17 protein-coding genes are annotated in these 19887 nt (G+C 73.2%); 7 read left to right on the top strand and 10 right to left on the bottom strand.

The features are described 5' to 3' along the window. The 3 genes from ABZ885_RS20280 to ABZ885_RS20290 form a co-directional block, all read right to left on the bottom strand. Nucleotides 1-803 (bottom strand): ATP-binding cassette domain-containing protein (locus ABZ885_RS20280; protein WP_360190179.1); only part of this gene is annotated, 803 nt, incomplete at its 3' end. 102 nt (nucleotides 804-905) lie between these two features. Continuing rightward, on the bottom strand, nucleotides 906-2111 hold the full coding sequence (locus ABZ885_RS20285) for a hypothetical protein (protein WP_360190182.1): 1206 nt from the start codon (nucleotides 2109-2111) through the stop codon (nucleotides 906-908). 40 nt (nucleotides 2112-2151) lie between these two features. Next, a complete protein-coding gene (locus ABZ885_RS20290; RefSeq protein WP_360190185.1) occupies nucleotides 2152-3375 on the bottom strand; it encodes a hypothetical protein in 1224 nt (407 codons plus the stop codon). 483 nt (nucleotides 3376-3858) lie between these two features. Between ABZ885_RS20290 and ABZ885_RS20295 the strand changes: the two genes are divergently transcribed. The 3 genes from ABZ885_RS20295 to ABZ885_RS20305 all read left to right on the top strand — a co-directional run bounded on the left by ABZ885_RS20295 (nucleotide 3859) and on the right by ABZ885_RS20305 (nucleotide 6180). Beyond that, nucleotides 3859-5466: an ABC-F family ATP-binding cassette domain-containing protein gene (locus tag ABZ885_RS20295; RefSeq protein ID WP_360190188.1), complete on the top strand. Its 1608-nt coding sequence runs from the start codon at nucleotides 3859-3861 to the stop codon at nucleotides 5464-5466. 110 nt (nucleotides 5467-5576) lie between these two features. Then, nucleotides 5577-5789, top strand: coding sequence for a hypothetical protein (locus ABZ885_RS20300; RefSeq protein ID WP_360190191.1), 213 nt, complete (start codon nucleotides 5577-5579; stop codon nucleotides 5787-5789). A gap of 16 nt (nucleotides 5790-5805) precedes the next feature. Next, on the top strand, nucleotides 5806-6180 hold the full coding sequence (locus tag ABZ885_RS20305) for a toxin Doc (protein ID WP_360190194.1): 375 nt from the start codon (nucleotides 5806-5808) through the stop codon (nucleotides 6178-6180). A gap of 103 nt (nucleotides 6181-6283) precedes the next feature. On the opposite strand, the gene ABZ885_RS20310 is transcribed toward ABZ885_RS20305, so the two are convergent. From ABZ885_RS20310 to ABZ885_RS20340, 7 genes are all read right to left on the bottom strand, one after another. Beyond that, nucleotides 6284-6943, bottom strand: a complete 660-nt coding sequence (locus tag ABZ885_RS20310; protein ID WP_360190197.1) for a Pr6Pr family membrane protein — start codon at nucleotides 6941-6943, stop codon at nucleotides 6284-6286. 169 nt (nucleotides 6944-7112) lie between these two features. Continuing rightward, nucleotides 7113-7796, bottom strand: a complete 684-nt coding sequence (locus ABZ885_RS20315; RefSeq protein ID WP_360190200.1) for a response regulator transcription factor — start codon at nucleotides 7794-7796, stop codon at nucleotides 7113-7115. Then, nucleotides 7793-9136, bottom strand: coding sequence for a histidine kinase (locus tag ABZ885_RS20320; protein WP_360190203.1), 1344 nt, complete (start codon nucleotides 9134-9136; stop codon nucleotides 7793-7795). Before ABZ885_RS20320 ends, ABZ885_RS20315 begins: the two co-directional genes overlap by 4 nt. Continuing rightward, on the bottom strand, nucleotides 9133-10125 hold the full coding sequence (locus tag ABZ885_RS20325) for a hypothetical protein (protein WP_360190206.1): 993 nt from the start codon (nucleotides 10123-10125) through the stop codon (nucleotides 9133-9135). The genes ABZ885_RS20320 and ABZ885_RS20325 overlap by 4 nt, the downstream gene beginning before the upstream one ends. A gap of 126 nt (nucleotides 10126-10251) precedes the next feature. Then, complete coding sequence (locus ABZ885_RS20330) at nucleotides 10252-11292, bottom strand: hypothetical protein (protein WP_360190209.1); 1041 nt, start codon at nucleotides 11290-11292, stop codon at nucleotides 10252-10254. Nucleotides 11293-11297: 5 nt separating this feature from the next. Continuing rightward, on the bottom strand, nucleotides 11298-13463 hold the full coding sequence (locus ABZ885_RS20335; RefSeq protein ID WP_360190212.1) for a DUF6571 family protein: 2166 nt from the start codon (nucleotides 13461-13463) through the stop codon (nucleotides 11298-11300). A gap of 32 nt (nucleotides 13464-13495) precedes the next feature. Then, entirely contained in the window at nucleotides 13496-14077 is a 582-nt protein-coding gene (locus ABZ885_RS20340; protein WP_360190215.1) for a hypothetical protein, read from the bottom strand. A 298-nt stretch (nucleotides 14078-14375) separates the two neighbouring features. Between ABZ885_RS20340 and ABZ885_RS20345 the strand changes: the two genes are divergently transcribed. The 4 genes from ABZ885_RS20345 to ABZ885_RS20360 form a co-directional block, all read left to right on the top strand. Further along, entirely contained in the window at nucleotides 14376-15515 is a 1140-nt protein-coding gene (locus tag ABZ885_RS20345) for a CaiB/BaiF CoA-transferase family protein (protein ID WP_360190218.1), read from the top strand. A gap of 2 nt (nucleotides 15516-15517) precedes the next feature. Continuing rightward, nucleotides 15518-16660, top strand: coding sequence for an acyl-CoA dehydrogenase family protein (locus ABZ885_RS20350; RefSeq protein WP_360190221.1), 1143 nt, complete (start codon nucleotides 15518-15520; stop codon nucleotides 16658-16660). A 40-nt stretch (nucleotides 16661-16700) separates the two neighbouring features. Continuing rightward, nucleotides 16701-17915, top strand: coding sequence for an acetyl-CoA C-acetyltransferase (locus ABZ885_RS20355; RefSeq protein WP_360190224.1), 1215 nt, complete (start codon nucleotides 16701-16703; stop codon nucleotides 17913-17915). Nucleotides 17916-17960: 45 nt separating this feature from the next. Next, nucleotides 17961-19887: 3-hydroxyacyl-CoA dehydrogenase NAD-binding domain-containing protein (locus ABZ885_RS20360; RefSeq protein WP_360190227.1), on the top strand; the 1927-nt coding region annotated here is incomplete at its 3' end.

The raw sequence follows: 19887 nt of genomic DNA on the forward strand, positions 1-19887 counted from the left end.
GACCTGGTGTCGGCGTACTCCTCGTACTCCTCGCGGGCGTGCCGGCGGGCCACCGCGCGCTCCTCCAGGTACGCCTCGTAGCCGCCGCCGTACAGGTTGACCTGCTGCTGGGCGAGGTCCAGCTCCAGGACCCGGGTGACGGTGCGGGCCAGGAACTCGCGGTCGTGGCTGATCAGCACGGTGCCCGCGCGCAGGCCCTTGACGAAGGACTCCAGCCGCTCCAGGCCGTCCAGGTCGAGGTCGTTGGTGGGCTCGTCGAGCAGGAAGACGTCGTAGCGGGAGAGCAGCAGCGAGGCGAGGCCGGCCCGGGCGGCCTGGCCGCCGGAGAGCGCGGTCATCGGCAGGTCGAGCGAGACCTTCAGCCCGAGCGAGCCGGCGACCTCCTCGGCCCGCTCCTCCAGGTCGGCGCCGCCCAGGTCCAGCCAGCGGTCCAGGCTCGCCGCGTACGCGTCGTCGGCGCCGGGGCGGCCCTCGACCAGGCCCTCGGTGGCCTCGTCCAGGGCGGCCTGCGCGGCCGCCACGCCCGTCCGCCGGCCCAGGAACTCGCGGACCGACTCGCCCTCGCGCCGCTCCGGCTCCTGCGGCAGGTGCCCGATGTTGGCGGACGGCGGGCTGAGCCGCAGCGATCCTCCCTCGGGGGTGTCCAGCCCGGCGAGCAGCCGCAGCAGCGTCGACTTGCCGGCGCCGTTCGCGCCGACCAGCCCGATCACGTCGCCGGGGGCGACGACCAGGTCCAGGCCGGAGAACAGGGTGCGGTCGCCGTGGCCGGCGCTGAGATCCTTGACTACGAGTGTGGCGCTCATGATGACTTCGATTGTAGGAGAGCCGGGGGAGCCGCCGGGGAACGGGCGGGGGCCGCGGCCGGTTCCGGCCGCCGGCCCCCGCCGCACGGTGACCTCAGCGGGTCACTTGGACTTCTTGGCGAAGTAGTCGTACATCTTCGAGGCGACGTCCTCCAGGTACGGGCCCGCCTCGTAGGTGTTGGCGCCGTTGCCGATGGAGGTGTCGCTGACCAGGACCTGCTTGCCGTCCTTGGTGGCGAACCAGCCGCCGCCGCTGCTGCCGCCGGTCATGTTGCAGCCGATCACCAGCATCGCCGGACGGCTCGGGTCGCCCGTCTTCCTCGACGGCTGGCCGCTGTCGCAGTGGTCCAGCTCGACGCCGTTGAAGGGCTTGCCGGCCGGGTAGCCGTAGTTGCTGACGTTGCCGAGCTGCTCGCGCGGGGCGTTGAACCAGATCGGGAGCGCACCGCCGACGGTCTCCTCCAGCGACTTGCCGTTGCCGCTGGGGTTGGCCACCTTGATGATGCCGAAGTCGTACTGGCTCCACGGGCCGCCGCGCTCCGGGTCGGCCTCGGCCGTCCACTGCGGCGACACCATGCCGGCGACCGCGCCCCACTCGCCGTACGGCTCGGCGTCGGCCTCGTTGGCCGGCTTGCCGCCGGTCAGCAGGCCGTTGCTGTTGTAGGCCGGGGCGAAGGTGATGTCGGTGTAGTACTTGTTGCCCTTGCCGCCGTGCAGGCAGTGGCTGGCGGTCCACACCAGGTTGCTCTTGCCGGGGTTGGCCGGGTCGGTGACGACGGTGCCGGAGCACACGTAGTCCTCGTTGCCGTCCTTGAAGAAGATCTTGCCGTTGACGTGCAGGTTCTTCGCGAACGGGTGCTGCGCGGGCTTCGCCGGGATGACGCCCGGGATCACGTCGGCGCCGCCCGGCTGGGCCGGGGTGGGCTGCGCCGGGGCCGGGCCGGTGGGCTGGGCGGTGGGCTGCGCGGGCGGCTGCGTCGGGTCCTGCGGCGGCTGCGGCATCGGCTTGGGCTTGGCGTTCAGGATCTTCTGGAGCGTCCAGTAGCCCTTCACCGCCGGGGTGATCACGTTCTGCTGGGCCCACTTGTCCCAGTCCTCGAACTTCCAGGCCTTCAGCTCCTCGACCGTCGGGAGCTTGATCGGCGCGGCGCCCGGCTTGCCCGGCGTGGTCGCGGCGGCGGTCGGTGCCGCGGTCTGCGCCCCGGCCGGGTCGCTGTTGTCCGGCCCGCAGGCGGTCGCGACCACCATCGTCAGCGCGACGACGGAGGCGCCGAGCGCGGCACGGGCCGTGCGGGATATCTGTGACATCGGAGTAATTCCCCCTGAGGATGGGTGACTTGTCGGGGGACTACTTCTTCTTCTTGGAGAAGTAGTCCATGGCCTTCGCCGCCACGTCGTCCAGGTACGGGCCGGCCTCCCAGGTGCCGTCACCGATCGAGACGTCGCTGACCAGGACCTGCTTGCCGTCCTTGGTGGCGAACCAGCCGCCCCCGCTGTCACCCGGGGTCATGTTGCAGCCGATGGTGAGCATCGGCGGGCGCTTCACGTCCATGGAGAGGCGGACCGGCTTGCCGCCGTCGCAGTGCTCCAGCTCCATGCCGTCGAACGGCGCGTCGGCCGGGTAGCCGTAGTCGCTGACGCTGGTCAGCTGGTCGCGGGGGGCGTTGAACCAGACCGGGACGGAGCCGCCGACCGTCTCCTCCAGCGACTTGTCACCGCCGTTGGGGTTCTCCACCCGGACGATCGCGAAGTCGTACTGGCTCCACGGGCCGCCCGTCTTGTGGTCGGCCTCGGCCGGCCACTGCGGGGAGGCGATGGCGTCCGTCATGCTCCACTCGCCGTAGGGCTCGGCCTGCGCCAGGGTCGCCTGCTTGCCGCCGCTGAGCACGCCGTTGCTGTTGAAGGCGGGGGCGAACATCAGGTTCTTGTAGTAGCCGGCGCCCTTGCCGCCGTGCACGCAGTGGCTGGCGGTCCACACCAGGTTGCTCTTGCCGGGGTGGGCCGGGTCCGAGACGACGGTGCCGGAGCACTCGTAGTAGTTGCCGTCCTCGTGCTGGCTGAAGATCTTCCCGTTGACGTGGAAGTTCTTGGCGTACGGGTGCGGGACGGCCTTGGCGTCGACGACCTTGGGCAGCGGGTCGTTGCCGTTGTCACCCGCCGGAGGCTGCGTGGCGGGCTGCGCGGGCGGCTGCGTCGTCGGCTGGGCGGGCGCCGCGCTGCTCGGCTGGGCCGTGGGCTGGCCGGTGGGCTGGGCCGGCGGCTTCGGCTTCGACGGCTTCGCCTCCAGGATCTTCTTGAGGTCCCAGAAACCCTTGACCGCCGGGGTGATGACGTTCTGCTGGGCCCACTTGTCCCAGTCCTCGAACTTCCAGGTCTTCAGCTCCTCGGCGGTCGGGAGCTTGATCGGCGCGGCGCCCGGCTTGCCCGGCGTGGTCGCGGCGGCGGTCGGCGTCGCGGTCTGGGCCCCGGCCGGGTCGCTGTTGTCCGGCCCGCACGCCGTCGCGACCACCATCGTCAGCGCGACGACGGAGGCGGCCAGCGCAGCACGAGTCGTCCTGGATATCGGTGACATGTGTTCAATTCCCCCTGTGGATGCACGCCATCCGGCCCGGGAAGGCCCGGGCCGCAGGTATGGCAGAGGAGGAGTCTGCCATGCGGATAAAGGCGCCCTTACATCCGCCCCGGACCGGGACAGGGCTGTCACCGGATCGGCACCTGTGTCACCGGACCGACACGTGATCGGCACCCGGTGCGCGCACGGAAAACCGGTTGCGGGTGCCGGGCGGCCTCCGTAGCGTGATCCTCGCCACCCGCCAGAACAGGAGAAGGCCGTTGCTCTACTGAGGTCCCGAGACACCGCCCCCGCCGCGGCGCAGCGCTGCCCCTGCAGCCCTGCCGTCCGCCGTGCGTGAGTGTGCGAGTGCGCGACCTCAGTGGTGAGCCGGCCCGGCGCCCGTCCCCGCGACGGCCCCCGGCCCCCTGTCCGGGTTCCCCACGCACCCGCGGTGTCTCCCGTGTCGCCCCCAGACCACAGGCAACCACCGGGAGGCCATCCATGGCACAACCCAGCACGTCCGTCCTCTGCACCGACCTCGGCTTCGAATGGCCCGACGGCAGGACGGTCCTCGACGACTTCCAGCTCGCCGTCGGCCCCGGCCGCACCGGGCTGATCGGGCTCAACGGGGCCGGGAAGTCCACCCTGCTGCGCCTGGTCGCCGGCGAGCTCACGCCCACCGCCGGCACCGTCCGGGTCGCCGGCGAGCTGGGCTACCTGCCGCAGGGGCTGACCCTCGACACCACCCTGAGGGTGGACGAGGCGCTCGGCGTCCGGGCCGCCCGCGAGGCCCTGCACGCCATCGAGTCCGGCGACACCCGCCAGGAGCACTTCGACGCCGTCGGCGACGACTGGGACGTCGAGGAGCGCGCCCGCGCCACCCTCGACCGGCTCGGCCTGCAGCGGCTCGGCCTCGACCGCACCACCGGAGAGCTCTCCGGAGGCGAGGCCGTGCTGCTCCGGCTGGCCGCCCTGCTGCTGCGCCGTCCCGACGTGCTGCTGCTCGACGAGCCCACCAACAACCTCGACCGGGCCGCCCGCGAGCGGCTCTACGAGACGGTGGCCGGCTGGAGCGGCGTGATGCTGATCGTCAGTCACGACCGTGAACTGCTCCGGCACGTCGACCAGATCGCCGACCTCCGGGACGGCCGGGTCACCTGGTACGGAGGGAACTTCGCCGACTACGAGCAGACCCTCGCGGCCCAGCAGGAGACGGCCGAACGGCTGCTGCGCAATGCCGAGGCCGACGTCCAGCGCCAGAAGCGGGACCTGGTCGAGGCCCGCACCCGGCTGGAGCGCAGCGCCAGCTACGGCAAGCAGCGCTCGGTCACCCGCAACGACCCGCACATCTTCCGCGGCAAGCTGAAACGCCAGGGCCAGGAGACGGCGGGCCGGCTCCAGGGCATGCACGGCGAGCGGCTGGAGGAGGCCAAGCAGCGGCTCACCGCCGCCGAGGAGGCCGTCCGCGACGACGCCGAGATCCGGATCGACCTGCCCCGCACCGCGGTGCCGGCCGGCCGGACGGTGCTCACCCTGCAGAAGGTCCGGCTGCCCTACGGCACCACGGCCGACCTCGACCTGCGCGGCGCCGAGCGGATCGCCCTGGTCGGCCGCAACGGCTCGGGGAAGACGACGCTGCTGCGCACCATCGCGGGCGAACTCGCACCGCTGGAGGGGGAGATCACCACCCCGGTGCCACTGCGGTACCTGCCCCAGCGGCTCGACCTGCTGGACGACGGCCTCACCGTCGCGGGGAACGTCAAGCGGTTCGCGCCGAACGCCGGGGACAACGCGATCCGCGCCCGGCTGGCCCGCTTCCTGTTCCGGGGCGGCCGGGCCGACCAGCCCGCCGCGACCCTGTCCGGCGGCGAGCGGTTCCGGGCCACCCTGGCCGCCCTGCTGCTGGCCGACCCGCCGCCGCAGCTCCTGCTGCTCGACGAGCCGACCAACAACCTGGACCTGGCCAGCGTCCGCCAGCTCACCCAGGCGCTGGCCGCCTACCAGGGCGCGCTGATCGTGGTCAGCCACGACCTGCCGTTCCTGCGCGGCCTCGGGCTCACCCGCTGGCTGGAGCTGGACGGCGCCCTGCGGGCGGTGGAGCCGATGTAGCGGACGCCCGCGGAAGGGCCGGCCGCGCAGGCCCGGCCGGGGGAGCCCGGCCGGGCCGGGCGGTGCCGGTCCGGTACCCAACTCCCTTGCCCTCCAGTACCATCGGCGCCATGCCTGCGCTCAACATCGAGTACACGGAGCACGAACTCGCCGCCATCCGCGCGGCGGCCGCCGCCGACGGCAAGAGCGTCAAGGCGTACGTCCACGACCTGAGCGTGCGGGAGCAGCAGCGGCGGGACTTCGTCGGCCACGCGGTGGCGTTCTGGAAGGCGCACCGGGAGGAGTTCGACGCCGCCTTCCCGGAGGACGCGCCCGCCGCGTGACCGCGGAGGTGCGGGGGTGAGGCCGCTGCACGTCGATCTGCGCTGGCTGCTCGACGTGCAGGAGCAGGCCTCGCCGGAGGACCTCGGCGTGCGGGACTACTCCGCGCTCCAGGCGGCCGTCGCGCGGCACCGGGTCAACACCGCGCAGCTGGGCCACGACGCCGACCCGGCCTGGTGCGCGGCCACCCTGATGCACACGATCGTGCTGCTGCGGCCGCTGCCGGTGCGCAACAACCTGTACGCCTGCATGGCCACGGCCGCGTACATGCACGCGGCCGAGGAGGGCATCGACCCGCCGTACGGCGCCCTGGTCGAGCTGGCCCGGGACATCGCCGGGGCGAGGGCGGACGTGTTCGCGGCGGCCGACCGGATCCGCTCCTGGCGGATCTGACCGGCCGCCGCGGCGGTCCGTCCGGGGAAGTCCGGAGCCGCCCGGGGAGGCCCGGGGGCGGCTCCGGAGCCGTCCGGGGCGGCCCCGGGGAGGTCCGGTGCGGTCAGGCCCCGGTGGGCTCGGAGGCCGGCCGGAGCCGGCCCGCGACCAGGGTGCCGAGCCGGTCCAGGCCGACCACGGTGGCCGCGAGGACGATGAACTCGACGGTCAGCAGGGCGATCTGGCCCCAGACGTAGCCGTAGCCCTTGGTCGTCGGGTCGAAGAAGAAGTACGGGTACGGCGTCGGGTAGTCCGAGAACAGCGCGTTGCGGGCCAGCACGATCGCCGCGTAGCCGAGCGGGAAGGCCAGCCAGAGCGGGATGTCCCGCCAGGCGGAGGCGTTGCGCGGCTTCAGCGTCAGCCAGTCGATGATCACCATCACCGGGGTGACGTAGTGCAGGAAGAACGACGACCAGTGCGCCAGCTTGTCCGGCCCGTCGACCAGCCCGGGCAGCGGGCTGGCGCCGTGCTGCAGCAGGACGTGCGAGACCAGCCCGGTGATCAGGATGTACAGCGTGGCGGCGCCGCGCAGCCGGGGCGCGGGCGCGTCCACGGTGCCGCGCCTGGTCATCCAGTACACGGCGCCGATGAAGTAGCCGAGCACGATCACGTTGCTCTGGATGGTGAAGTAGACCAGCGGTGCGGCCTGGAGGGTCAGGCCGAGGCCCGCCGAGAGCACGATGCCCATGCGCCACCAGAGCGCGGGGCTGGTCCGGACTGACATGCGGCCACCAGTTCGTTACAGGCGATACGGGAGGTATCGGGCGGTACGGGACGGGAATGCCGCACTCTACTCGTTGGTAGCTCCCGGGCGGAAGAAACGTCACCGCGCACGGCTGTGCGAAGGCCGCCGGACGCTGCCGGTACGCGCTGGTAGCCGCCGCCGGCGGCCGTTACCCGGGCAGTACGAAGCCCGACTCGTAGGCGGCGATCACCGCCTGGGTGCGGTCCCGGGCCCCCAGCTTGGCCAGCACGCTGCCGACGTGCGTCTTGACCGTCTCCTGGCTGACCACCAGCCGCCCGGCGATCTCCCCGTTGTTCAGCCCGGCGGCCATCAGCCGCAGCACCTGGCCCTCCCGCTCGGTGAGCCGCGCGACCGGCCCCTGTGCGGGCGCCGCCGGGCGCCGGCCGCCCGGGGCGTGCCGCAGCGCGAGCTCGCGCACCGCGGCCGGGAAGAGCAGCGAGTCCCCGCGCGCGACCAGCCGCACCGCCTGGACCATCTCCTCCGCGCTGGCCCGCTTCAGCAGGAACCCGGCGGCACCGGCGCGCAGCGCGTCGTACACGTGGTCGTCGTGCTCGAAGGTGGTCACCACCAGGATCCGCGGCGGGTCGGCCATCCCGCCGACCAGCTGCTCGGTGGCCCGGATGCCGTCGATGCCGGGCATCCGGACGTCCATCAGCACCACGTCCGGCCGCAGCCCGCGCACCAGCGGCACCACCTCGGCGCCGTCGGCGGCCTCGCCGACCACGGTCAGGTCCGGCTCGGCGTCGATCACCACCCGCAGGCCCATCCGCACCAGCCGCTCGTCGTCCGCGATCACCACGCGGACCGCCTGCGCCCCGCCGTTCCCGTTCATCTGGTCCCTCCCACCGGCAGCCAGACGGCCAGCCGCCACGTCGTTCCGTCGTCCGCGGCCCCGGCCTCGCAGCCGCCGCGCAGTGCCGCCGCCCGCTCGCCGATGCCGCGCAGGCCGCGGCCGCCGCCGGGCCGGCTGGGCCGGGACGGGCCGAGCGGATTGGTCAGTTCGATCTCCAGCCGGTCCGCGGCCAGCCCCACCCGCAGCGCGGCGGGCGCGGCCGGACCGGCGTGCCGCAGCACGTTGGTCAGCCCCTCCTGGACGATCCGGTACGCCTCGCGCGAGAACGCGGCCGGCAGCCGGTCCAGGCCGGGCGCCAGCTCGGCGTCGACCTTCAGCCCGGTGCGGGCGAGCTGGCGCAGCAGGTCGTCCAGCCCGGCCAGGGCCGGCCCGGTGGGTCCGGCGTCCGCCCGGTCCTCCTCGCGCAGCAGGCCGAGCACGGCGTCCAGTTCGGCGACGGCGGCCCGCGCGGTGTCGCCGATCGCCCGCAGCGCCTCCTCGGCGAAGTCCGGGTCGGTCCGCAGCACCCGGGCGGCCGCCGAGGCCTGGATGCCGACCGCGCTGAGCGCGTGGCCGACGGAGTCGTGCAGCTCCCGGGCGAGCCGGTTGCGCTGGGCGAGCACGGTGGCCCGCCGCTCGGCGGCGGCCAGCCGCTCGTCCGCGGTCGGACCGAGCAGGACGGGCGCCCAGCGGGCCAGCAGGGCGCCGCACCCGGCGCTGGTGCCGACGATCAGGCCCAGCAGGGCGAGGCCCAGCGTCGGTCCGCCCAGCCAGAACGGGAACCCGTGGTCGCGCCAGTACTGCAGCAGCCCGTCCACCGGCGGCCCGCCCAGCGGCGAGATCAGCAGCACCGCCGCGAAGGGCCCCCCGGCCAGCGTCATCCCGCTGACCACCCCGCCGAACAGCAGGTGCAGCACGTACCAGGCGGCGGTCTGCCGGCGGGCCGCCCAGGACCGGGCCGGGCCGGTGGCGACCTCGTCCGGCCGGTGCGGTGCGCACAGCGCCCGCGCGGCCGCCCCCTCCAGGGCCCGGACGGTCGGCACCAGCGCGGTGACGGCGGCCATCGGCAGGGACAGGCCGAGCGCGGCGAAGTAGAGCAGGACCTTCAGCAGCTGGTCGTGCCGCGGGTTGAGCGCCCCGGTCACCACCGAGGAGAGCATCCAGTAGGGCATCAGCAGCGCGCCGCCGAGCACCAGGTGCACCCAGCGCAGCCGGGCCCGGCGTCCGAACAGCGCGCCGGCCACCCGCCGCGTCACCACGCCGATGCCGCCGCCCGCCGCCAAGGCGTCCGCCCCCGGACCCGTGTCCGCCCCCGTGTCCGTGCCCGCCCCCGTGTTCACCCGGCCGACTCTACGGCAGCGGTCCTTTCCGCGGCCGCCCGCTCGACCAGCGCGATCGCGCCGACCACCAGCATCAGCAGCGCGGCCACCACCTGCCCGGCCTGCACGAGCGGAACCGGCCCCGGCACCGCCCGGCGCAGCTCCGTCACCTCGGTCATCGTCCCGAACGCCACCAGCTGCCAGGAGCCCCAGCCGAACAGCGAGCCGGCCGCCGTCCACGCCACCGCCAGCGGCACCCGCAGCCGCCGCTCCGGCCCGATCCGGAACACCGGCACCAGCAGGGCCACCGTGGCGGCCACCGCCATCACCGCGGTCACCCCGTCCATCACCGCGACGCCCGGGTTGTGCTCGTCCGCCCACGCCTGCGGCAGCCCGGTCGTCCCGCCCGCCGCCCAGTACAGCCGGGCCGCGGCCACGCCGAGCGCGAGCAGCCCGGCCACGCAGGCGAGGGTCCGCTGCAGGGCGAGGGTGGGGGAGCGGGGCAGGTCGCCGATCCGGCTGCGTAGCAGCCCCGCCCAGCGCTGCCGGGCGTAGAGCGGGAAGGCGGTGATCAGCGCGATGCCCTGGACCGTGAAGCCGCCGTACACCACCGGGACGACCCAGCCGGCCATGGTGCCGACGGGGCCGTCGTCGGAGCCGGCCCCGGTACCGGGGCCGGACACCAACTGGACGAGCAGGGACAGCGGCAGCGCCACCAGGATGGTGCCGAGCAGCCCGGTCGCCACCCACATCGGGAAGGCGACCAGCCCGGCCGGCGTCCGCCGCCCCCACGGCCGGACGAAGGAGAGCGCCAGCAGGACGGCGATCGCGTCCATCCCGAAGGTGAGCAGGTTCGCGGTCCAGAGCCGGTCCAGCTCGTCGGCGCTGCCGACCCCCACCGGGTGGCCGGTGAGCCAGAGCAGCTTGAGCGTCAGGTACGGCACCGTGGCGGCGACGGCGGTCCAGGCCGCCACGCCGCGCACCCGGTCGGCGGGAGTCGTCGAGGTCATGCCCCCACGCTCCCGGCCGCGGCGCGCCGTGCCCTCCCCCCGGCTCACGATCCGCCTCCCCCGCCAGGGGGATTCCCCGGTCCGGGCCTCCTCCCCGAGGAGGCCCGGACCGGGGGTAACCGGGCGCTACGGGACGATCGGCTCGCAGCCGACGGCCTTCCCGCCGGCGGTGAGGAACTGCTTCCACAGCTCCTGGTCGTCGGGGAAGACCTTGCTCCGAGGTGCCGAGGAGAGGAGATTCGACTCCAGATGGAAGTACGTGGGCTTCCCCTGGCAAGTGGCCACCACGTTCTCGCCGGCCGGTCCGATCCAGGACGCGCGCCCGTAGGCCGGGGTGCGGCTCCCGTCCGGGGAGAGACCGGTGGCCCGTGGGTCGGTGGTGATCCCGAAGGAGGCGACGACCTGCCCGCTCCACGTGCTGGTGATCTCGCAGCGCCAGACCGGGGCGAAGGCCGTGGTGGCCTGCTGGCGCAGCTCGTCGCGGACCTCTTCACTACGGGCCGGTGCCAGTCCGGGCACACCGCAGACCTTGGTGAAGTCGACCGGCTGCGCCGTGCCCGCAGGGGACAGCCCGGTAGGTGTCGCCTGCGTCCCGGTGCCGCAGCCGCGGTCCTTGGCGACCCGACCCGCATACCCGGCGGCGAGCCGGGCCAGCCCCGCGACACGGTCACCGTCCGGTCCGTCCCCGCCGACGCCGACCACGGCCCGCAGGCCCTTGGGGCAGCCGTCGGGGAGCAGCGCCCAGGCCCCGGACGAGGTGACGGCGCCGGCGGTGTCCCCGGAGAACAGCCGGGCGTCCACCGGTGTCCGGGGAGCGGTCTCGGTCTGCTCGGAGGCGGTCTCGAACGACACGGACCGTTCGGACTGCCCGAACAGTCCGAACGAGACCGTCGCCGTGCAGTGGCCGGACCGGTCGACGGCGCTCGGGGACCAGCCGTCGGTCCTCTCCTCGCTGATCCGCCCCGGCCCCAGCGCCCCGTGCACGCCGTCGGCGCTCGCCGCACCACCGCAGACCGTGTCCGGCCCGAGTGCATTGGTCAGGTCGTACAGCAGTACCCCCGAGACGCCGGCCGTGATCGCCACGATCACGGCCGCCGCCCGCAGGCGCAGCCGCCGGGTGGTGAAGCCCCGTCGGGTAAGGGCCTGGCTGAGTTTCCCGGTGGTCATGCGGATCACGGGTTCCCGAGCGCGTTGTGGTACGCGCGGTCGATGGACGAGCGATAGTGCATTCCGGCGCTGTCCGCCAGCTGCTTCGTCACGCTGCCCGGCGCGTCGATGTCCTGGTCCGCGACGCCCGACAGGCGGGCCTTCTCCTGGATCATGGTCATCACCTGGGACTCGCCGGCCGTGTAGTTCGTGCTCACTTGACCCTGGGTCTTGACGTCGAGCTCGGCGTTGGCCTTGTTCGCCCAGTCGGAGGTGCCGATGTCGACCAGCCGCTGGGCGACGTCACCCAGGGGGAACCAGGAGGCGCCGGGGACCTTGAGCATGTTCGCCGCGGTGCCGTAGACGTGGTAGTCCATCTTGGCCTTCCAGTTGTTCTTGAACTGATCGTCCGCCTTGTGGTCGAGGAAGGCGTCCGCGCGCACGGCGTCGAGTGCTCCCAGCGCCTTGCCGGACTCGTCGACGAAGCCGGAGAACTTGACGTTCGGGCGGCCGGTCGGGTCGGCCTTGAAGTTCTCCGGGCCGAACTCGTCCATCCGGCGGGCGACTTCCCGGCTCTCGGACTGGTGGATGACGGCGAACGCCTCCGGGTCCTCGGTCACGCCGCGGATGACGCGCAGCAACTGTTCCCGGCTGGTGGTGAGGCCTTCCGGATGCGACGGACCGGAGAGGTCCTTGCTGAGGATGTCGTGCGTGTCCGCCGGGAACTCTGAGATCATGTTCGCCAGCGGGCGGCGCAGAACGGGAGAGAGTTCGTTCTCGTGGCCGGCGCTGGTCCCACCGAGGGTCGTCAGCGTCTTGTCCATGATCTTCACCATCGCCTCGTCGTGCGGGCGGACGGGCTTCTGGTCGCTGTGCGGGTCACGGCCGGTCGTGGCGGCCTCCAGGACGTCGGCGAAGGCCGCGTGCGAACCCGCCTTGAGGTCGGTGGCGGACAGCTTGCCCTCGTAGTCCTGGTTGGGCCACTTGCGGTCCTTGAGCAGGTAGTCCAGGTTCGCGTTGTGGCCGGGGTCGAGGAACTCCTTGGACGCCTGCGGGTTGTGGCTCATCGCCCGCATCAGGCCGCCCATCGGGTCGGTCCCCTTGTCGCCCGTCACGGTGTAGAAGGGCCCCCAGAGGTCCTCGCCCTTGCGCTTGCTGTTCTTCTCGTAGTCGACCAGGTCGTTGCCGACTTTCTCCAGGATCCCCTTGTCGTAGTTCCCGCCGGCGCCCATCAGCTGGGTGAGCGCCGGGTAGTTGTCGTTCCAGCCGGCCGCCGAGCCGCCGGGCTTGCGGGCGGCCCTGAGCAGGTCGTCCTCCCACTGCCCGCCCATTCCGCCGTCCCTGGTGGCGGTGGCGAGCACCTTCGAGAGGTTGTTGTAGACGTCCTGGTAGCCCGGGGCGTTGTGGTTGCCGTGGGCGAAGTCGTTGTAGTGCTTGGAGTACTCCAGCAGCGCGTCCGGGCCGGTCCGGCCACCGGCGTTGAGGCTGTTGAGCAGCGTGGTGGAGAAGGACTGGGAGTCCGCCCCGCCGGCCATCAGCGCCTGCAACTGCCTGAGCTGGTCGTCGGAGAGGCTCTGGCCCTTGCCCATCAGGTCGGCGGCCCGCTTGGCGTCGGCTGCGTCGCCGCCGCCGTACGGGCTGGCGTTGAAGGAGGTGGTGCTGGTGCCGACGTCGGTCTGCAGGGCGGCGGAGGCCCGCTGGTCGGCGGAGCCGGCCTTCTCGACGGCCTTGGCGATACGGCCGCTCATCGCCTCGGCCTTGCCTTTCATGTCGGCCTGGTACTTGCGGAGGGTGTCCTGGTAGTCGGGGTCGTTGTGCCCCTCGCTGGACATCGGCGGCCAGCCGACGGTGCCGTCGTCGGCGACGGTGAGCTGCTGCGTCTGCGCGTCGTGGAGCGCGGCGTCGAGGTCCTTGCGGGCCGCGGTGAAGTCCTCGGCCGCGTCGCGGATGATCGCGGCGAGGGCCTTGGCGACGCCGGCGGCCTGGGTGAAGTCGGTGTCGATGGTCTTGAGCTTCCCGGCCGCGTCGTCGGCGGCCGGTCCCTCCCAGCCGGCCCGCTGCGGGGTGGTGGTGAGCTCGGTGCCGACCCGGCTGTCGAGCGAGTCGAGGGTCTTGGCCATGCCGGTCCAGGCTTCGGCGGTCTCGGTGACGCCGGCGAAGTCGGCTTCGCGCAGTTCCTTGAAGGACACCATGCGGCTGGACTCCTTTCTCGTTCTCTCGGGGCTCAGGCGCCGAACTGGGCGGTGGTGGCGTGCTCGTTGGAGCGGTAGTTGCGCTGGGTGGCCTCCAGGTTCTCGGCGGCTCCGGTCAGCTTGTCGTGCAGGCTCCTGCACTGCTGCAGCCAGCGGTCGGTGGAGGCGGTGAGCGCGCCGCCGAAGGAGAAGCCGCGGATCTTCGTGGCGGCCGTGCTCGCGTGCTCGGCGAGGTTGTTGCCGCCCTTGCCGTTGGCGTTGTCGAGGTCGGTGGCTATCTGCCGGGCGATGCCGGCCGAGGCGCCGAGCTCGTGCGGGCTGTCCAGCCGGGTGGTGGCCGCGGACGGCGCCGGGCCGGGGGACGGGCTGGGGGTCGGCGCGGCGACCGGCCGGAGGGACGGGGACGAGTTCGGCGCGGAGATCGGGATGATGTCGTCCGGCGCCGGTGTGTGCGGCGTGGCCGGTGCGGAGATCGGGATGATGTCGTCCGGCGCCGGTGTGTGCGGCGTGGCCGGTGCGGAGATCGGGATGATGTCGTCCGGCGCCGGTGTGTGCGGCGCACCCGCCGGGGAGGCCGGTGCGACCGGCCCGGTGGTGAATCCTGGGTTGCCCATGTACGTCTGCTCTCTTCTCCTCGGATGGGAGGTCAGAACCCCTCCAGCAGCGGAACGCCCGGGACCGGTGCGTCCGTTGGTGTACGGATGCACACGCTACGGGTGTGGTTGCACGATCCGCGTCAAGGTTTCGTCAGGGCTGTGTCACGGGCCCTGTCACGGGCTGCGCCGCGGTGCACCGGGGTGCGTGCCGGGCGCACCGGGTGTCGGGGCCGGAGGGTCTTGTTACCGGCCGGTCGCTTCCCTATCATCGCCAGTGTTACAGCTTTACTGTCAAACCCTGAGGGGGCGGTGGCCCGTGCGCGACGGAAGCAGCCCCGGCCCGCTGGCCGGTGTCCGGGTGGTCGAGCTCGCGGGGATCGGGCCCGGCCCCTTCGCCGCCATGCTGCTGGCCGACCTCGGCGCCGACGTGGTGCGCGTCGACCGGCCGAACCCCTCGCCGCTCGGCATCGACCCGGCGTACGACGTCACCAACCGCAACAAGCGCTCGGTGCTGGTCGACCTCAAGTCCCCCGAGGGCCCCGGCCGGGTGCTCGACCTGGCCGCGCGGGCCGACCTGCTGATCGAGGGCTACCGCCCCGGCGTCGCCGAGCGGCTCGGCATCGGGCCCGACGCCTGCCTGGCCCGCAACCCCGCCCTGGTCTACGGCCGGATGACCGGCTGGGGCCAGCAGGGCCCGCTCGCCGCCACGGCCGGCCACGACATCGGGTACGTGGCCGTGGCCGGCGTACTCGGCATGATCGGCGAGCCCGACCGGCCGCCCGCCGTCCCGGTCAACCTGCTCGGCGACTACGCGGGCGGCTCGCTCTACCTGGTCGTCGGCCTGCTCGCCGCACTGCACCACGCCCGCGCGACCGGCGCCGGCCAGGTGGTCGACGCCGCCATCGTGGACGGCGCCGCCCACCTCGGCTCCGTGCTCTGGGGCCTGCTGGCCGCCGGCCGGTGGCAGGACCGCCGGGGTGCCAACCTGCTCGACGGCGGCGCGCCCTGCTACGCCGTCTACCGGGCCGGGGACGGCGGCCACCTGGCCGTCGGCGCCCTGGAGCCGCAGTTCTACGCCGAGTTCGCCCGGCTGCTGGAGCTCGGCCCGGACGCACCCGGCCAGTGGGACGTCGCCCGCTGGCCCGAACTGCGCGCCCTGATCGCGGCCCGCTTCGCCACCCGGACCAGGGCCGAGTGGGAGGCCGTCTTCGCCGGCTCCGACGCCTGCGTCGAACCCGTGCTGACGATGCGCCAGGCCGCCGGAAACGCACACCTGGTGGCCCGCGGGACCTACGTCGAGGCGGACGGCTACACCCAGCCCGCCCCCGCGCCCCGGTTCTCCGCCACCCCCGGCACCCTGCGCCGGCCGCCCGCCCGGCCGGGCGCGGACACCGCCGAGGTGGCCCGCGACTGGGGCGTCCCGTCCCTCAATCCCGAAGCCGGAGAAGGAGCGTAGCGTTGCAACGCGACATCTACACCGAGGAGCACGAGGACTTCCGGACGACCGTCCGGGCCTTCCTCGCCAAGGAGGTGCTGCCGCACTACGACCGCTGGGAGCAGGCCGGCATCGTGGACCGCTCCGCCTGGCTCGCGGCCGGCCGGCAGGGCCTGCTCGGGCTCGCCGTCCCCGAGGAGTACGGCGGCGGGGGCAGCGCGGACTTCCGCTACGCCGCCGTGCTGGCCGAGGAGTTCGCCCGGGCCGGCGCCTCCGGCCTCGCGCTCGGCCTGCACAACGACATCATCGGGCCGTACCTCACCTCGCTCGCCACCGACGAGCAGAAGCGCCGCTGGCTGCCCGGGTTCTGCACCGGCGAGCTGATCACCGCCATCGCGATGACCGAGCCCGGCACCGGCTCCGACCTCCAGGGCATCCGCACCCACGCCGTCGACCAGGGCGACCACTACCTGCTCAACGGCGCCAAGACCTTCATCTCCAACGGCATCCTCGCCGACCTGGTGGTCGTGGTCGCCCGCACCACCCCCGAGGGCGGCGCGCACGGCCTCAGCCTGCTGGTGGTCGAGCGCGGCATGCCCGGCTTCGAGCGCGGCCGCAACCTCGACAAGATCGGCCAGAAGGCCCAGGACACCGCCGAGTTGTTCTTCGAGGACGTCCGCGTCCCGAAGGAGAACCTGCTCGGCGGGCTGAACCAGGGCTTCATCCACCTGATGCAGAACCTCGCCCAGGAGCGGCTCGCCATCGCCGCCGCCGCGATCGCCGGCGCCGAGTACCTGGTCGAGATCACCACCGAGTACGTCAAGCAGCGCGAGGCCTTCGGCCGGCCGCTCGCCAAGCTCCAGCACGTCCGCTTCGAGATCGCCGAACTCGCCACCGAGTGCGCCGTCACCCGCACCTTCGTCGACCGCTGCATCACCGAGCACAACCGGTACGCGCTGACCCCGGCGGACGCCTCGATGGCCAAGTGGTGGGCCACCGAACTGCAGAAGCGCACCGCCGACCGCTGCCTCCAACTCCACGGTGGGTACGGGTACATGAGCGAGTACCCGGTCGCCCGCGCGTTCACCGACGGGCGCATCCAGACCATCTACGGCGGCACCACCGAGATCATGAAAGAGATCGTCGGCCGCTCCATCCTCGGCTGAGACCCCTCGTCGACCCCCTGCCCCGAAAGGCGTTTCCACCGTGACCACCGAAGCGTACGTCTACGACGCGATCCGCACCCCGCGCGGCCGGGGCAAGGCCACCGGCTCGCTGCACGGCACCAAGCCGATCGACCTGGTCGTCGGCCTGATCCACGAGCTGCGCCGCCGCTTCCCCGACCTGGACCCGGCCGCCGTCGACGACATCGTCCTCGGTGTGGTCAGCCCGCTCGGCGACCAGGGCTCCGACATCGCCCGGATCGCCGCCATCGCGGCCGGCCTGCCCGACACGGTGGCCGGCGTCCAGGAGAACCGGTTCTGCGCCTCCGGGCTGGAGGCCGTCAACCTGGCGGCCGCCAAGGTCCGTTCGGGCTGGGAGGACCTCGTCCTGGCCGGCGGCGTCGAGTCGATGTCCCGGGTGAAGATGGGCTCCGACGGCGGCGCCTGGGCGATGGACCCGATGACCAGCTACGAGACCGGCTTCGTCCCCCAGGGCGTCGGCGCCGACCTGATCGCCACCATCGAGGGCCTCTCCCGGACCGACGTGGACGCCTTCGCCGCCGAGTCCCAGGCCCGCGCCGCCAAGGCGCAGGCCGACGGCCTCTTCGACCGCTCGGTCGTGCCGGTCCTCGACCGCAACGGCCTGGTCGTGCTGGACCGCGACGAGTTCATCCGCCCCGGCACCACCGTGGAGACCCTGGCCGGCCTCAAGCCCTCCTTCGCCGCCATCGGCGACGCCGGCGGCTTCGACGCCGTCGCCCTGCAGAAGTACCACTGGGTGGAGGCCATCGACCACGTCCACCACGCCGGCAACTCCTCCGGCATCGTGGACGGCGCCGCCCTGGTCGCCATCGGCAACCGCCAGGTCGGCGAGCGGTACGGGCTGCGCCCGCGCGCCCGGATCGTGTCCGCCGCGGTCTCCGGCTCGGAGCCCACCATCATGCTCACCGGCCCGGCCCCCGCCACCCGCAAGGCGCTCGCCAAGGCCGGGCTGACCGCCGCCGACATCGACCTGGTCGAGATCAACGAGGCCTTCGCCGCCGTCGCCCTGCGCTTCATCCGCGAACTGGGCTTCCGGCACGACCAGGTGAACGTCAACGGCGGTGCGATCGCGCTCGGCCACCCGCTCGGCGCCACCGGTGCGATGCTCCTCGGCACCGTGATCGACGAACTGGAGCGGCGCGACCTGCGCTACGGCCTCGTCACCCTCTGCGTCGGCGGCGGCATGGGCGTCGCCACCATCGTCGAACGCATCTGACCCCGCCGCATCCGACCTCCCGAGATTCCCCCCGGAGACCCGACCATGAGTGACACCACCACCATCCGCTGGGAGCAGGACCAGGACGGCGTCGTCACCCTCGTCCTGGACGACCCCACCCAGTCCGTCAACACCATGAACGAGGCCTTCACGGCCGACTTCGACGCCACCGTCGAGCGCCTGGCCGGCCTCGGCGACGAGCTGCGGGGCGTCGTCGTCACCTCGGCGAAGAAGACCTTCTTCGCCGGCGGCGACCTCAGGATGCTCTCCGCCGCCCGCCCCGAGGACGCGGCCGCCGTCTTCGAGAAGTCCATGCGGATCAAGCGCTCGCTGCGCCGGCTGGAGACCCTCGGCAAGCCGGTGGTCGCCGCCCTCAACGGCAGCGCCCTCGGCGGCGGGCTGGAGATCGCCCTCGCCTGCCACCACCGGATCGCCCTGGACACCCCGGCGAGCCGGATCGGCCTGCCCGAGGTCACCCTCGGCCTGCTCCCGGGCGGCGGCGGGGTGGTCCGCACCGTGCGGCTGTTCGGCATCACCGACGCCCTGCTGAAGGTGCTCCTCCAGGGCCGCCAGTACCGGCCGGCCCAGGCGCTCCAGCACGGCCTGGTGCACGAACTCGCCGACACCCCCGAGGAGCTGGCCACCCGGGCGCGCGCCTGGATCGAGGCCAACCCGGCCGCCGTCCAGCCCTGGGACGTCAAGGGCTACAAGATCCCCGGCGGCACCCCGGCCACCCCCGCGTTCGCCGCCAACCTGCCCGCCTTCCCGGCCAACCTGCGCAAGCAGCTGGCCGGCGCGTCCTACCCGGCCCCGCGCAACGTGCTGGCCGCGGCGGTGGAGAGCGCCCAGGTGGACGTCGACACGGCGATGGTGATCGAGGCCCGGTACTTCACCGAGCTGGCCTGCGGGCAGATCAGCAAGAACATGATCCAGGCGCTCTTCTTCGACATGCAGGCGGTCAACTCCGGGGCCGGGCGGCCGGCGGGTGTCGAGAAGCGGACGGTCCGCAGGGTCGCCGTGCTCGGCGCCGGGATGATGGGCGCGGGCATCGCCTACACCTGCGCCAGGGCCGGCATCGAGGTGCTGCTCAAGGACGTCACCCCGGAGGCCGCCGAGCGCGGCAAGGCGTACTCCGCCGGGCTGCTGGACAAGGCGGTGGCCCGCGGCCGCTCCACCGAGGCCCAGCGCGACGAGCTGCTCGCCCGGATCACCCCCACCGCCGAGGTCGCCGACCTGGCGGGCTGCGACGCGGTGATCGAGGCCGTCTTCGAGAACCCCGAGCTCAAGCACAAGGTGTTCCAGGAGATCGAGGGCGTGGTGGCGCCGGACGCGCTGCTCTGCTCCAACACCTCCACCCTGCCGATCGGCCTGCTCGCCGAGGGCGTCCACCGCACCGCGGACTTCATCGGGCTGCACTTCTTCTCGCCGGTCGACAAGATGCGGCTGGTGGAGATCATCCGCGGCCCGCAGACCGGGGACGAGGCGCTCGCCCGCGCCTTCGACCTGGTCCGGCAGATCGACCGGACGCCGATCGTGGTCAACGACTCGCGCGGCTTCTTCACCTCCCGGGTGATCGGCCAGTTCATCAACGAGGGCGTCGCGATGGTCGGCGAGGGCGTCGACCCGGCCTCCGTCGAGCAGGCCGCCGCCCAGGCCGGCTACCCCGCCAAGGTGCTCTCGCTGCTGGACGAGCTGACGCTCACCCTGCCGCGCAAGATCCGCAACGAGTACCGGCGTGCGGCCGAGGCGGCCGGCGGCACCTGGACCGCGCACCCGGCCGACGCCGTGGTGGACCGGATGGTGGACGAGTTCGGCCGCCCCGGCCGCAGCGGTGGCGCGGGCTTCTACGAGTACGGCGAGGACGGCCGGCGCGGGCGGCTCTGGCCGGGGCTGCGCGAGCACTTCACCCGCGCCGACGTCGCGGTCCCGTTCGAGGACCTGAAGGAGCGGATGCTGTTCAGCGAGGCGCTGG

Origin of the sequence: Kitasatospora sp. NPDC047058 (genome assembly GCF_040643935.1) — a bacterium.
Lineage (GTDB): Bacteria > Actinomycetota > Actinomycetes > Streptomycetales > Streptomycetaceae > Kitasatospora.